We start from the raw sequence: 14,256 nt of genomic DNA on the forward strand, positions 1-14,256 counted from the left end.
CCTATTCCAAAGGGAAATCTGAATGTTCAGATCAAAATCGTGCAAGCGGCGGATGCCTGCCTGCAGCGCATAAGAATAGGCTCATTGAGCGCTTTTATGCCCTGTCTTTGCTGATGATTCGGATGCCTGGGGGATAAGCCGCGGCATACTGAATTTGGCGCAGGCTATGCTAAACTAGCCGGGTTTTCTTTTTTTGAGCTGTGCGATGTCTGAACCTGCAATTATCCCGAGCATTCAGTTAAATACCCGTGGCCTGCGCTGTCCAGAGCCCGTCATGATGCTGCATCAGGCAATCCGCAAGTCAAAGTCTGGAGATGTGGTGGAAGTATTTGCAACGGATAATTCTACTTCTTGGGATATCCCAAAATTCTGCATGCATTTAGGACATGAACTGCTGCTGCAGGAAGAGCGTTTGGATGAAAACGGCAATAAGGAATTTCATTATTTAGTTCAAAAGGGCTAACGCTTTTTGAAGTCGTGAAATATTTTGATTTTTATCATTTTAAAAAATTAAACCCGCATTATGCGGGTTTAATTTTTTATCTAAAATAAATTACATGTTCGGGTAATTTGGACCGCCGCCGCCCTCAGGTGTTACCCAAGTGATGTTTTGAGAAGGGTCTTTAATATCACAGGTCTTACAGTGCACACAGTTGGCTGCATTGATTTGGAAACGTTTCGAACCGTCATCATTTTCCATGATTTCGTAAACACCGGCAGGGCAGTAGCGCTGAGCAGGCTCATCCCATTTTGGCAAGTTTACATTCACTGGAATAGAAGCATCAGTCAACTTCAAGTGAGCAGGCTGATTCTCTTCATGCACAGTATTTGACACGAATACTGAAGACAAGCGGTCAAAGGTCAGTTTGCCATCCGGTTTTGGATAGTTTGGCTTGACGTTATTGGCATCCACTGTTTTCAGCGCGCTGAAGTCAGGCTGCAAGTCATGCAGCGTGAACGGCACTTTAAAGACGTTTTGATCAATAAAGTTGAACGCGCCGCCTGCAAACGTACCAAACTTATGCATGGCTGGGCCAAAGTTGCGCGCGTTATAAAGCTCTTCTTTCAGCCAGCTGCTGTTGAACTTCTCTGTATAAGCAGTCAATTCTTTCGCGAAGAAATCTTCACCTTCGGTGACACGGGCAATGGCAAGATCGCCGCCTTTTTCTACACCGGCCGCAATTGCTTCAAATACCGCTTCACCGCACAGCATGCCGGATTTCATCGCCGTATGAGAGCCTTTGATTTTTGCAAAGTTCAGGAAGCCTGCATCATCGCCAATCAAAGAACCGCCTGGGAAAGTAAACTTCGGCAGAGAGTTGAAGCCGCCTTTCACCACAGCGCGTGCGCCATAAGAAATGCGCTTGCCGCCTTCAAGATATTGCTTAATCAGCGGGTGGGTTTTCCAGCGCTGCATTTCCATGAATGGATACATGTGCGGGTTGGTGTATGACAGATCGACAATCATGCCCAAAGTCACTTGGTTGTTTTCCGCATGGTACAGCCACCAGCCGCCTGAAGAACCGGTTTCCGTCAATGGCCAGCCAGCACCGTGCATCACTGTGCCAGCTTTATGTTTAGCCGGGTCAATTTCCCAAAGCTCTTTAATGCCGATGCCGTAATGCTGCGGATCGGCGTCTTTGTCTAAATCAAATTTAGCGATTAAGCGCTTGCCCAAGTGGCCGCGGCAGCCTTCAGCGAAAATAGTGTATTTTGCATGCAGCTCATAGCCAGGGGTAAAGTTGTGCGTCGGTTCACCGTCTTTGCCAATGCCCATGTCGCCGGTTTGAATGCCTTTTACAGAACCATCTGCATGGTAAAGGATTTCAGACGCCGCAAAACCCGGGAAGATTGATACTTCTAATTCTTCCGCTTTTGCGCCTAACCAGCGCACAACGTTACCTAAAGAGATAACATAGTTGCCGTCATTGTGCATGGTTTTAGGCACCATCCAATGCGGCATTTCCTGAGACTTTTCATCAGACAATAAGAAATAGGTTTTGTCTTCAGTCACAGGCACATTTAAAGGCGCGCCTTGTTCTTTCCAGTCAGGGAAGAGTTCATTGATCGCGCGCGGTTCAAGCACAGCGCCAGAGAGGATGTGCGCACCGACTTCGGAGCCCTTTTCCACGACACAAACGGACAGATCGTTCAGGTTATTTTCAATTGCAAGTTGACGGATTTTAATCGCAGCAGAAAGGCCAGCAGGGCCTGCGCCAACGATGACTACGTCAAACTCCATCGATTCACGTTCGATGTGTTCCATGTAGGACTCCTCATCTGGTTTAAAGGTGGCTACCGCTTTTGACTCTATAAACGGCGCTGCCATGAGTGTTCTTTGTTTCCAGACACAAATAAATTATCGTGTCATTTATATTGTGGGCTAGTATAGTTTTAAACATTGGTCTAGCCAATTGGCTGAACCATCATATTTTGCCGTCATTAGGGTCTTCTGCTATGAATAATCAAGAAAAAACACCAAATCCGACGAAAACAGCAGCTCTTGGCGATAATAAAAATTTAATGGGTATTGCACAATACTTAAAAGATGGACAGTCCGGTCACAAAAAGTCAATTCCGCCTTTGGATCAATGGCACCCAAAGCACTGCGGCGCCATGGACTTAGAGGTTAAGGCCAATGGAGAATGGTGGCACGAAGGTCAATTGATCAAGCGGAAGGCGCTGATTGACCTGTTCTCTGCGGTGCTGTGGAAAGAAGAGGGGAAATTCTATTTAAAAACGCCTGCCGAGCAGATTGAAATACGGGTGGAAGACGAACCCTTATTTGTTAATCAGGCCAATCAAATTGAATTGCAGGGAAAATGCTATATTCAGCTGATCACAAGCACGCAGGATGAAATTATTGTCGATGCGCAGCATCCGGTTTTTATGCGTGAATTTGCTGGAGAAATGCGCCCTTATGTTGCTGTGCGTTTTGGGCTGAATGCAGTTATTCAGCGGGCGGCTTTTTTTCATTTAATTGAAATGGGCGAGATGCTTGAAAATGCGCAAGGCGAAACCATATTAAGCCTGAAAAGCGGCGATTTTTACTTGCAATTAGGCGCCTGAGGTTTAAGCTTTTCATCATCTCAAACCGCAACTTCTGAATTTGAAGCTATGACCGCTATTCATCCTATTTATCCGCTTAATGATCCAATGCCGAAAGCTGCTGCTGATGCGCCAATTGGGATTTTTGACTCGGGCATTGGCGGGTTGTCGGTGGCTCAGGAAATTGCGCGGCATTTGCCGAATGAGCACATTGTCTATTATGCCGATACAGCGCATGTGCCGTATGGCCCCAGAGATGATCAGGAAATCCGAGAACTCACTGCACATGCTATTGAGTGGCTGTACAGAAAAGGATGCAAAGTTGCAGTCGTGGCTTGCAATACCGCATCTGCGTTCAGTCTAGATTATCTGCGCGCGCACTATGGCGAAAATTTTCCGATTATCGGCTTAGTGCCCGCCTTAAAGCCTGCCGTGCTGCAAAGCAAAACCAAAACGGTCGCCGTGCTGGCTACTCCGGCAACCTTTAGAGGCCAGCTGATTAAAGAAATTGTGGAGTGTTTTGCTAAACCTGCCCAAGTGCAGGTCATGCCCGTGACCAATCTGGATTTGGTGCCATTTGTGGAAGCCGGCGCACAAATGAGCGCGGCCTGCCTGCAGACGCTGCAGGAGATTTTACAGCCTGCTGTTGATCAAGGTGCTGACTTTTTAGTTTTAGGCTGTACCCATTACCCTTTCTTAAAACCCGCCATTCAGCATATTTTTGGTCAGAAAATGACATTAATTGACTCTGGATTTGCCGTTGCGCGTCAAACAGCCCGCATTTTAATAAAAAATGAGTTATTATTTGAGCAAGATCGTAAAGATGCTGTCCGAATCGAATGCTACGTCAGTGGGCGAAATGCGGAAAATTTAAAGCCAATTTTAAGCCGCCTGATTTCAGAAGATTTGACTTGGACGGTGGAGAATATTAGCAATTAAAGGCAAAATAAATTAATGTAGCTTTTTTACTGTTTTAGTAATAATTATTTATAGATTAAGCATTTAGAAATTAAGTGTTTATATTGGGGTAGTCATATTAGCAGCCAGAGCATGCGGGATATTAACTGCTTCGCACTGCGGTATGCAATTGGAATGAGGATAACCAATGCTCGATAAGCGTTATCAGGTTTTTATTTCAACTTCTGGCGCTGAAATGCAGCCAGAACGGATGGTTTTAGCTCAAACATTGGTGGGAATGGGGTTCTTTTCCTGGGGGTTAGAGCAGCGTACACCGCTAAGCACTGCATTTGCGCGGCGTCAAATTGATGATTGCGATTATGTTGCGGTGCTGTTGGGCAGCGCCTACGGCGAACAGTCTGTTTCCGGCGTGGGCTATATGCATTTAGAATATATTTATGCAGTGACCAAGCAAAAACCGATTATTGTGTTTATGCATGATGAGCCTGCAGCCCGGGAAGCTGCTCTGCATGATGATAAGCCTGAATTGCGCGATAAGTTCCAAGAGTTCCGTAAATTGCTGCAAAATGAGGTAGATCAGGTATTTACCTATCGAAGCTTGCGTGATTTAGAAATGGCAGTGCGTTTTAATCTGCCGCAAATGCTGGAGCGCTACCCCGTGTTGGGATGGGTGCGTCCGCAGAATACGCAAGTCCTGCAGGACGAAATTGACCAGTTGAAAAATAAGCTGGAGCAGCTGGAAACTGAGTCAGGCAAGCGCGAAGTTGATCCTTTCTTGAGTTTGCCTAAAGTATCGATGCATGAGTTTTTTTCGTTTGAATACCGCATGCATGCTTATCAGGACGGCAACTTCAAAGAGCTGAAAATTCAGAAAAAAATGACTTGGGCGCAGCTGCTGTCTGTATTGGGCTCAACGTTTGTTCATCCGACGCCGGAAGAGTTTTTTTCCAAGCGGATGAATGAATATTTAAATGAAACAGGCCTGCAGGATGCCCGCATGGAGATGCCGCGCGCGCATGCAGTTGCCCGCGCGCAAGTCAATATCCGCGCATTGCACAGTATTAAAATGCAGATGCGTCAAAACGAATGGATTATTCAGTCTGGACGTGATGACCGCCAGCGCATGCTGTGGCAGGTGACGCCAAAAGCGCAAAAGCTGATGGAAAGCAATTTATTGGATAATGATCGGGTTTTTCAATTTAAAACTCAGTATTAATCCATTTATGAAGTTTTTAGAAAGCTGATAGAGTAGTCGTGTTCATTTAGATTGGAATGGTTTGATGTCTGCTGCAGCGAAAGCGAAAATCACAATTATTTTGGCAAATCTGGGTACTCCGGATTCGCCAGCAGTTCCTGCAGTGCGCCAATTTTTGAAGCAGTTTTTATCCGATCAGCGTGTGATCGAAATTCCGAAACCGCTTTGGCAGCTGATATTGCGGCTGTTTATTTTGCCGTTCCGTCCTAAGCGTGTAGCGCATGCCTATAAAACCGTGTGGAATCTTGATTCGCCGATGCGTGAAATTTTACTGCAGCAAGTGCAGGCGGTAAAAGCGCATCTGCTTCCGCTGTATCCTGAATTTGAATTGAATATTGTTCCTGCCATGACTTATGGCAATCCCGGCATTGATGCATTGCTGCAGCAGCTGTCAAAACAGCATCAGGATCATTTGATTTTATTGCCTTTGTTTCCGCAGTATTCCGCGACATCTACCGCACCGCTGTATGATGCTTTGGCAAAGTGGATTCCGCAGCAGCGCAGCCTGCCCGGCCTGTCGATTATTCGGGATTACTATCAGCATCCGCTATTTATTCAGTCACTGGCGCAGAGCGTGCGTGAATATCAGGCTATGCACGGCCAGCCGGAAAAATTGCTGATGTCATTTCATGGCATCCCTCAGCCGTATGCTGACAAAGGCGACCCTTATGCTGACCGCTGCCGTGTTACAGCGCAGCTGTTGGCAGAGGCCTTGGGTTTGAAGGCAGATCAATGGGCCATCAGTTTCCAGTCGCGTTTTGGCAAGCAGGAATGGGTCAAGCCTTATACCGATGCTTTGCTGCATGAGTGGGCGAGCCAAGGCGTAAACTCTGTACAGGTGATGAGCCCTGCATTTTCAGCAGACTGTTTGGAAACGCTGGAAGAGCTGGCAGTTGAAAATGCCGCGCTGTTTGCAGAAGCTGGCGGCGGCAGCTACAGCTATATTCCAGCTTTAAATGCCCGCGCAGATCATTTGCAATTGCTCAATGCTTTGCTTCAAGCTAATCTTGACGCCTTAAAGCACACATTAGCCCACTGATATTTGAGGTTTAGCCAAATGCTGCAAGTCAAAATTGTGCCGGTCACGGCATTCCAGCAAAATTGTTCCATTGTCTGGGATTCTGAAAGCAAAGAAGCGGTTTTGATTGATGCTGGCGGTGAGCCTGAAAAGCTGCTGGCGGAAGTGGAAGCGCTAGGCTTAAAGGTGAAGGCGATGTGGCTGACCCATGGTCATTTGGATCATGCAGGTGCCGTAGGCGCCTTGAAAAAAGTCTGGAATGTGCCAGTACTCGGCCCGCATAAAGACGATGCTTTTTGGCTGGATATGATTCAGGAGGTCTCTGCGCGCTACGGTTTTCCGATTCCCGAAAAAGTCGAGGTGACGACGTGGCTGGAGGGCGGTGAAGTGCTCAAGCTGGGGGAGGAAGAGTTTGAGGTGCGTTTTGCACCGGGCCATACGCCAGGCCATGTGATGTTCTATAACCCAAATTATGGCCTGCTTTGGACAGGAGATGTGCTGTTCAAAGGTTCAATTGGCCGTACCGATTTCCCGCGCGGCAATCATCAGCAGCTGCTGGACTCGATTCAGCGTGAATGCTTTAGCCTGCCGGATGAAACGCAGTTTATTTCAGGCCATGGCCCCATCAGCACCATTGGGTTTGAAAAACAGCATAATCCTTTTGTTGCAGGTAAAGCGGGTTAAAAGACAAAGGCTGGAGCAGATGCTTCAGCCTTTTTCAAATGGGTTGGATAATATCTTTTTCATTTCCAAAAAAAGTAAGCCTGAAGCAGAGCTTAAGAGCACGCCGGCAGCAATAAAAATAAGATCAGCCTTGTAAAACCCCAATAACAAACAGCCGATACTGAATAAAGTGAATATGCCTAATATGGCGTAAAGCAGTTTTATTTTCATGCTTGAGACTCCCCTAAAGCACTTTTGTGGTCAATTTTTATTATTTATCTCTACAGCGTAGCTTTTATATGCTGTAGAGATGACATTATTCTTAATTTTTTTAAAAACAAGCCCTAAAGCGGCCTAAAATTTAATTATTCTTCTGAGCCTTCCGCTTGAGGGGCATCTTGTGTTGGCAATTTATAGTCTTCATTGGCCCATGCGCCTAAATCAATCATTTTGCAGCGTTCCGAACAAAAAGGGCGGTATTCGTTGTCTTCCCAAGTGGTCAGCTCAGCGCATCGCGGGCAGTTTAGAAGGGTCGGCATGGCAAGACTCCAGCAAAAATAGAGGATTCGATTAGGCAAATACAGTCACAATTGTTAGACTTATGCCGTTTTCATTAGTTTGATCTGATTATGCCGATTCGTCAATTTCAAGCGCAGCGCATGCATGCTCCCCGTGATTTTCAAGCGATTGCCAATCAGCCGGTTTGTGTCGAAATCGGCGCAGGCAAAGGCAAGCACGCTTTGCTGTTCAGCGGCCAAAATCCAGAAAAACAGCTGATCGCGGTGGAACGCACCCGCGAAAAATTTCTATCGATGCAAAAACAGCATGGCTTAGAAGGTCAAAAGAATTTACAGCCAATCCATGCCGATGCTTTGCCATGGGTCGTGCATGCTTTATTTCCAGCACAAGTGGAACAGTTTTTTATTCTGTACCCGAATCCGGAACCGCATAACCCTGCGCAGCGCTGGCTGAATATGCCGTTTTTTGAATTTTTACTGTCGCGTTTAAAAACGGGTGGTCAGATCACGCTTGCCAGCAATATTCCGGATTATATTGAAGAAGCGCAGCAGCAGCTGATTGAGGTCTGGAAATTGCCTTTTGTTAAAGAAGTCATTCCCGCAGATTCAGCGCGAACGCATTTTGAAATTAAGTATTTAGAGCGCGGTGAATTGTGCCAGCAGCTGATCATTACCAAGCCGGAAGGCTGTACAACACGTTTTGATGATTTTCAGCCTTTGCAGGGGCAAACTGCAGCGGCGGCGGAATAAGCAGCATGAGCAAACGCATCGCGATTATTGGCGCAGGGCCGGCAGGGCTGATGGCGGCTGAGGTGCTGAGCCAGTATGACTATGATGTGCATGTCTATGAGCAAAAGCCGACCGCTGCCCGCAAATTTTTAATGGCGGGCAAAACTGGGCTGAATATTTCGCATGCAGAACCGGCAGCGCAGTTTATTCAGCGTTACGATCAGGCGGATTGGCTGGCGCCGTGGGTTAAACAGTGGGATGCAGGCTGGATTCAAAACTGGATGAAGGGTCTAGGCATTGACTCCTATATTGGTTCATCCGGCCGTATTTTTCCCATTGAAATGAAAGCCGCGCCGCTTTTGCGCGCTTGGCTGAAACGCTTGGTGGAAGAGGGCGTAAAATTTCATTACCGCCATCAAGTTTTGCATGTACAGCCGCAGGCCGTGCAGTTTAAAGATTTGTTGCAGGAGGCAGTGCGTACCGAAGCATTTGACGCTGTCGTCTTGGCCTGCGGCGCAGTGTCTTGGCCTCAGCTGGGCAGTGACGGCGCATGGCAGGCATGGCTGAAGGCCGAAGACATTGAACCCTTTCAAGCCAGCAATGCCGGTGTAGAAGTGCCTTGGTCAGCATTTATGCAGCCCGTATTCGGTCAGCCTTTAAAGCGCGTAGAAGCGTGGGCGGGGGAGAGTGCGAAATCAACAGGCGATATTGTCATTTCACATTATGGCTTAGAAAGCGGACTGATTTATAAACAAGGGCGTGAGCTGCGCAATTTAGCCAAACAGCAGAAACCGATGGTTTTGCAGCTGGATTTGCTGCCTGATCAAAGTGCTGAACAGCTGGCAGCGAAACTGCAGCCCAGCAAAAAACAGTCATTGAGCAATGTCTGGCGCAAAGCTGGCTTAGACAGCGCTAAAGCCAATTTGGTGCGTGAACTGGTGGATAAGGCATTATGGACACAGCCCGAGGCCTTAGCTGGGCAGATTAAATCTTTAAAGATTGCCCTGAGCGGTTTCCGCCCAATTCAAGAAGCCATCAGCTGCGCCGGCGGCATTAAACGCGAAATGCTGTCCGAACAGCTGCAGCTGAAATCTAATCCCGCGGTATTTTGCGCAGGTGAAATGCTGGATTGGGATGCGCCGACCGGCGGCTATTTGCTGACTGCATGCTTTGCGACTGGGCGGGCCGCCGGTGAAGGCGTGCATCAATTTTTGAGTGCGCAGTAAAGCAGCATGTTCAGCAGTATGGAAACTTGCAGGACTGTGTTAATTTGTTCAGCAAAGATCTGACGGGAAGCAGTGAGTGATGCAAGAGAACTTCTATACAGGCAGCTGCTTATGCGGCGGCATTCAATATGAAATTCACGGTGAAATTGGCGAAATTGTGCAGTGCCACTGTCAGCGCTGCCGCAAAGCCAATGGCGCCGCTTATGCCGTGAATGCGCCAATCCGCAAAGCCGATTTCAAGCTTGTTCAAGGCGAACACCTGTTCAAAAAATTTCAGTCGACTGAAACCACGCAGCGCTGCTTTTGCAGCGCCTGCGGTTCGCCGATCATCAGCATTAAAGCGGAGACTCCGGATTTCTACCGCTTGCGCATTGGCACTTTAGATACGCCCTTGGCGCAGAAGCCTGCCATGCACATTTTTGCAGCGTCCAAAGCGGAATGGGATGATATCTGCGATCATTTGCCGCAGTATGCAGAACGGCCTTCAGCTTAAAAAAGCGGCTGCTGTTAAAAAGGGTTCCTATGAACCCTTTTTTATTTTGAGGGGCTTACTGCTTTTCTGCCGGTGATGGAATGGCAGGGTATTGCTGCTGCCAATGTTCCAGCTGTTCCTGCGCATGGATAAACTGGCCTAAGCCCTTCACATTTTCACTGGGCTGCTTATTGCCGGCGGCCTTGCCGCTTTGATCCGCAGGCGGCTGCCGCAGCAGTTTGCCCTGATTGTCCCAGTACTGATACATCAGGCCCTGAATATAGCGGCCTTGCTCCGTTTTTAAATCCAAGGCTCTGAGCATGGTCAGCGCAGAGTTGATATTGTCCTGCTTGCGGCTTAAGGCGAATTCTGGCGTTAGAGAACCGTCTTCCTTCATGCGCATCAGCTCATCTTCCATTTCATCGCTGACTGCGGTAAAGCGCGCATCAAAATCAGTCAGGGCCTGAATGTCATGCACATCATTGACGGTCTTGGCAAAAGGCTTAACCGGTTCTGAAGCCAGTTCACGCATAATCTGATCATCTTGTGACAGATCTGCGGACGGCTTTTCCGCCTCTTTGCTGCGGTCACAGCCTGCGGCCAGCAGCGCGGCGCTGATCAGCAGCGGCACGCCTAAAACTTTAAATGCATGTGGCATAAGGCACCTATTTTCCTGCAGTTTTTTTAAAGACATAGACATGGGTGGTATAGGGAAACTCAATTTCATCTTGCGCCTGTTTGCCGGTCAATTCAAATACAGTTTGTTCAAATTGCAGTTTCAGCGCCTGCTGCTGCGCTTCAGGCATGGCCGCGATAAAACTGGTGGACAAGAGGCGTTTAGAAACGACCTGTTCAACCGTGCCGCGGTGCAGCTGGCGGAAGGCGGTTTCTTGATCCAGCTTAAACCATGGCTGCTGTTCAAAGGCTTTTTGCCACAGGCCGCTGTGGTAGCGCGGCGTGCCGCCTTCCAGCGGCAGTAGAATCTCAGCTAAGGCTTTTACCCAATCCGTGTTAATATCGCGCTGATTCCAAATCAGCACCAGAGCGCCGTCCGGCTGTAAAATGCGCTCAATTTCAGCCAGCGTGGCTTGGTTGGCAAACCAATGAAAGGATTGCGCGCAAAAGACCGCGCGGATGGACTGATCCGGCACTGGAATTTCACTGCTGAAAGCCTGTACAGTATTGATATCAGGATGCGCTTGGCGCAGCTGCAGCAGCATGGCGGCAACTGGGTCGACCGCAGTAATCCTTGAGCTGATGGATTTTTAATAAGGCAAGAACTTGCCGGTGCCCGATCCCAGATCCAATAATGCATCTTGGCCGCTGAGCTTGAGATGCGATTTCAGCCAAGAGCTGATTTCGGCCGGATAACCGGGGCGCACTTGCTGATACAGCGCCGCAGCTGCGCCAAAGCCTTTTTCTGCGGCAGGATGTAGTGATTGTGTCATATTCTGCAATTTTTAATCCCTGACTCCATTATAAAATAGCATATTCCTATGAACTGCAAATTTGACTGTGTGTTGAATATTCGATGAATGAAGCAAAAGGACTTGATAACGGTGTGATGATGGATAAACAGATTATTTTTGAAGATGAACAGATCCGGGTCATTTTCCTCAAAGGTTCATCGGCAGAATTGATTTTTTCCTTTGGCGATTTAATTACGCGGGCCAAAGGTCTGAGCGTGAATGCTGAAAAATCACTGCACAAATTCGATTTTAATGTGATCGGCATTATGCCGAAGCAAAAATCATGGTTTCCCGAAAGCTCTATTTTAGCCATGATGGACAGCATTCAGCCGGTGATTGCGCCGTTTAAAGCCCGGATTGCCTATGGCGGCTCGATGGGCGGCTATGCCGCCATTAAGTATTCCAATCTGCTGGATGTGCAGCGTGTCGTCGCGATGGTGCCGCAATATTCGATTAACCCCGAAGATGTGGAAGATACGCGCTACAACATGTTTTATCAGCCCGAACTGAATGGGCGCATGTTTGTGCGGGCGGAGGATGTTTCGCCAGCGCGTGAATATATCGTGATTTTTGACCCGTATTATGCCGCTGACCGCGTGCATATCGAGCATTTGAAGCCGCTGATTCCGCATGCGCATTATCTGCATTTGCCCTATACCGATCATGACGCGATTGCTGTTTTGGCCAGCTCCGCGCTGGTGCATGACTTTTTGCGCCACCCTTTTGACGCCAGCTATTTCTACAAAAAGATGCGCGAGGTCAAAAAGAACAGCAAATTCTATTACCGTAAGGTGATTGAAAATCTGCTGCCGCGCCATCGCGCGGCGCTGGGGCATATTTTAAAGAGCAATGCGCTGGCGCTGGATGATCAGTTTTTTGATGCCAAACAGAAACAGGCCTTGCTGCGTGAACTGTTCAGCAACAAGCAGGTGGATCAGCAGGATTTGGCCAAACTTGGCATACAGGTCAGCATGCCGCAGGAAAAACGCAGCCTGCTGCAGGATGCCTATGGGCATGGCTTGGTATTTAATGTCATCAGCCAAAAAATAGAAAGCTATGCCGCGGGCGCGATTGCACTGAATCATAAATTCCTGATTCCGATTTATGCCAAAGGCAATGCCTTGGTGCAGATCAGCTGGAATGATCAGCCTTATATGATTGTCATGAATGACCGCCAAATGATGAAGCTGGTGCTGCTGCGGGATGAGCTGTCCTTAGGCATGCATCCGCTGATGATGAAGAAGTATGCCGGTTACTATGTGCTGAGCTACAAAAATCTGAATTTAAGCACTGATGAGCTGGGTGCGGCGCACTTTGCTGACGTATTGGATGATTCCGGTAAATTTGTGCCGCAGCTGGAAAAATCTTAGTTTAAAAAACAGCCCGTTGCTTTATTCCGCATTCAAGTTAAGATCTGAAGTGAGCACGGCTTCATTGCGTGCATTCAATGGATTTTAAACTTGAAGATCAGTAGAGCGGGGTCGTCAGTATGCAATCTCATCAGATGCGGGCTGTAGGGTATTTGATCTTGACCGTCATGTTTCCGGGCAGCGCTTTTGCGCAGGGTTTCAGCGCCCATACCGCCGTTTTCGGTCTTGGCTTGATGGTGGTGGGCGCATTGGCTGTATATGTGGTGATTCAAATCCGCAATTCATTGCGCAGCGATTTAGACAAGCGCTGAACATCATTTTCTGGATGGATCCGCCAGCATGGCAAACCCGCAGCATTGCGGGTTTTTCGTTTTCATGTGCTGCAGAATGGGCTTGAAATGCCTGCTGGACTTAGCTTTAATGCCTTAAACACATGCAATCTGCATGCATAATGACTGAAGGACATACAGATGAAAGCCGTATATTTAGATTTTGAATCATTGGATAAAAACGATTTGGATTTCAGCGGCTTGCATGCAGTATTTGATGAGCTGGTGTTGTATCCCGGCACGCTGCCTGAACAAGTGCTGGAGCGCGTACAGCAGGCCGAAGCTGTTATCAGCAATAAGGTGGTACTGAACGCAGAAACCCTGCAGCAGTGCCCGCAGCTGAAACTGATTTTAATTTCCGCTACCGGCACCAACAATGTGGATTTACAGCAAGCCAAACAGCAGGGGATAACTGTCTGCAATTGCCAAGGCTATGGCACATCCGCCGTTGCGCAGCACACGTTGATGCTGATGCTGAACTTAGCCACATCGTTCCGCCAGTATGACCGCGCAGTGCAACAAGGCGAATGGAATAAAGCCAGCCAGTTCTGCCTGCTGGACTTTCCCATTATTGAACTTTCAGGCAAAACTCTGGGGCTGGTGGGCTATGGGGAACTGGGCAAGGAAGTTGCGAAGCTGGCGCATGCTTTCGGCATGAAAATCATGATTGCATCTTTGCCGAAACGCCCATCCGCTGCAGAGCGGGTGCCTCTTGCAGAACTGCTGCCGCAAGTGGACTTTTTAAGCCTGCACTGCCCTTTAACGGAAGATACCCGTGATTTGCTGGATAGCGCTGCCTTTGCGCAAATGAAGCCAAGCGCATTTGTAATCAACTGCGCGCGCGGCGGTGTGGTGAATGAGCAGGCGCTGGCGGATGCGCTGCGTGCAGGCCAGATTGCGGGGGCCGCTACAGATGTGCTGACGGCTGAACCGCCAAAAGACGGCAATGTGCTGCTGGACAGCAGCATTCCAAACTTAATTGTAACGCCGCACAGCGCATGGGGCAGTGTTGATGCGCGTCAGCGCATTGTGCAGCAGCTGATTGAAAATACCGAAGCGTTTAAAGCGGGTTTGGTGATTCGTAAAGTGAATTAAGCATCGCAAGCAGACTGCACTGAAAAGGCCTTGATACAGCTGAAATTTCACCTGCTGTGGATAATTTATTTATTTGTGTGGAAAACTAAACGCTGAATAAAACAGCACGATTCAGTTTTCTGTATCGGGTTTTATAGCAATCCTCT

Annotated in this window: 16 protein-coding genes and 1 pseudogene; 12 read left to right on the plus strand and 5 right to left on the minus strand. The window is 48.2% G+C overall.

Annotated features, from left to right (window positions below):
• Positions 1-205: 205 nt before the first annotated feature.
• Positions 206-463 carry a sulfurtransferase TusA gene (tusA, locus tag OKC24_RS10345; RefSeq protein WP_005007096.1) on the plus strand — a complete coding sequence of 86 codons (258 nt, stop codon included), beginning with the start codon at positions 206-208 and terminating at the stop codon, positions 461-463.
• Positions 464-553: 90 nt separating this feature from the next.
• Here tusA and OKC24_RS10350 read toward each other — a convergent pair whose 3' ends face one another.
• Positions 554-2,266 (minus strand): electron transfer flavoprotein-ubiquinone oxidoreductase, encoded by a 1,713-nt coding sequence (locus tag OKC24_RS10350; RefSeq protein WP_130143807.1) that lies wholly within the window; start codon positions 2,264-2,266, stop codon positions 554-556.
• A 191-nt stretch (positions 2,267-2,457) separates the two neighbouring features.
• On the opposite strand from OKC24_RS10350, the gene OKC24_RS10355 reads away from it, so the two are divergent.
• From OKC24_RS10355 to OKC24_RS10375, 5 genes are all read left to right on the plus strand, one after another.
• Entirely contained in the window at positions 2,458-3,069 is a 612-nt protein-coding gene (locus OKC24_RS10355) for a DUF1285 domain-containing protein (RefSeq protein ID WP_130143806.1), read from the plus strand.
• Between the two features lie 48 nt (positions 3,070-3,117).
• Positions 3,118-3,987, plus strand: a complete 870-nt coding sequence (murI, locus tag OKC24_RS10360; protein WP_130143805.1) for a glutamate racemase — start codon at positions 3,118-3,120, stop codon at positions 3,985-3,987.
• A gap of 166 nt (positions 3,988-4,153) precedes the next feature.
• Positions 4,154-5,182 (plus strand): DUF4062 domain-containing protein, encoded by a 1,029-nt coding sequence (locus OKC24_RS10365; RefSeq protein WP_130143804.1) that lies wholly within the window; start codon positions 4,154-4,156, stop codon positions 5,180-5,182.
• Positions 5,183-5,246: 64 nt separating this feature from the next.
• On the plus strand, positions 5,247-6,260 hold the full coding sequence (hemH, locus tag OKC24_RS10370; RefSeq protein ID WP_130143803.1) for a ferrochelatase: 1,014 nt from the start codon (positions 5,247-5,249) through the stop codon (positions 6,258-6,260).
• Positions 6,261-6,278: 18 nt separating this feature from the next.
• Entirely contained in the window at positions 6,279-6,923 is a 645-nt protein-coding gene (locus OKC24_RS10375; protein WP_130143802.1) for an MBL fold metallo-hydrolase, read from the plus strand.
• Between the two features lie 24 nt (positions 6,924-6,947).
• Here the strand turns inward: OKC24_RS10375 and OKC24_RS10380 are convergent, their stop codons facing one another.
• Together OKC24_RS10380 and OKC24_RS10385 are read right to left on the minus strand one after the other, a co-directional pair.
• Positions 6,948-7,133, minus strand: a complete 186-nt coding sequence (locus OKC24_RS10380) for a hypothetical protein (protein ID WP_130143801.1) — start codon at positions 7,131-7,133, stop codon at positions 6,948-6,950.
• A 134-nt stretch (positions 7,134-7,267) separates the two neighbouring features.
• Complete coding sequence (locus tag OKC24_RS10385) at positions 7,268-7,441, minus strand: DNA gyrase inhibitor YacG (protein WP_005007109.1); 174 nt, start codon at positions 7,439-7,441, stop codon at positions 7,268-7,270.
• Between the two features lie 84 nt (positions 7,442-7,525).
• On the opposite strand from OKC24_RS10385, the gene OKC24_RS10390 reads away from it, so the two are divergent.
• The 3 genes from OKC24_RS10390 to OKC24_RS10400 all read left to right on the plus strand — a co-directional run bounded on the left by OKC24_RS10390 (position 7,526) and on the right by OKC24_RS10400 (position 9,868).
• Entirely contained in the window at positions 7,526-8,170 is a 645-nt protein-coding gene (locus tag OKC24_RS10390; protein WP_171457684.1) for a class I SAM-dependent methyltransferase, read from the plus strand.
• Positions 8,171-8,175: 5 nt separating this feature from the next.
• A complete protein-coding gene (locus tag OKC24_RS10395; protein ID WP_130143799.1) occupies positions 8,176-9,375 on the plus strand; it encodes a TIGR03862 family flavoprotein in 1,200 nt (399 codons plus the stop codon).
• 79 nt (positions 9,376-9,454) lie between these two features.
• Positions 9,455-9,868, plus strand: a complete 414-nt coding sequence (locus tag OKC24_RS10400; protein WP_130143798.1) for a GFA family protein — start codon at positions 9,455-9,457, stop codon at positions 9,866-9,868.
• Between the two features lie 55 nt (positions 9,869-9,923).
• On the opposite strand, the gene OKC24_RS10405 is transcribed toward OKC24_RS10400, so the two are convergent.
• Together OKC24_RS10405 and OKC24_RS10410 are read right to left on the minus strand one after the other, a co-directional pair.
• The gene (locus tag OKC24_RS10405) at positions 9,924-10,505 is read right to left on the minus strand and encodes a hypothetical protein (protein WP_130143797.1); all 582 of its coding nucleotides are present in this window, start codon (positions 10,503-10,505) and stop codon (positions 9,924-9,926) included.
• 7 nt (positions 10,506-10,512) lie between these two features.
• Positions 10,513-11,295: pseudogene (locus OKC24_RS10410) on the minus strand (class I SAM-dependent methyltransferase).
• Positions 11,296-11,414: 119 nt separating this feature from the next.
• Here OKC24_RS10410 and OKC24_RS10415 point away from each other — a divergent pair.
• The 3 genes from OKC24_RS10415 to OKC24_RS10425 all read left to right on the plus strand — a co-directional run bounded on the left by OKC24_RS10415 (position 11,415) and on the right by OKC24_RS10425 (position 14,110).
• Positions 11,415-12,686 carry a hypothetical protein gene (locus OKC24_RS10415; protein WP_265465045.1) on the plus strand — a complete coding sequence of 424 codons (1,272 nt, stop codon included), beginning with the start codon at positions 11,415-11,417 and terminating at the stop codon, positions 12,684-12,686.
• Positions 12,687-12,805: 119 nt separating this feature from the next.
• Positions 12,806-12,997, plus strand: a complete 192-nt coding sequence (locus OKC24_RS10420; protein ID WP_130143794.1) for a hypothetical protein — start codon at positions 12,806-12,808, stop codon at positions 12,995-12,997.
• 159 nt (positions 12,998-13,156) lie between these two features.
• Entirely contained in the window at positions 13,157-14,110 is a 954-nt protein-coding gene (locus OKC24_RS10425) for a 2-hydroxyacid dehydrogenase (protein ID WP_265465032.1), read from the plus strand.
• Positions 14,111-14,256: the final 146 nt, after the last annotated feature.

The organism is Acinetobacter entericus, assembly GCF_026168575.1.
GTDB lineage: Bacteria > Pseudomonadota > Gammaproteobacteria > Pseudomonadales > Moraxellaceae > Acinetobacter > Acinetobacter bouvetii.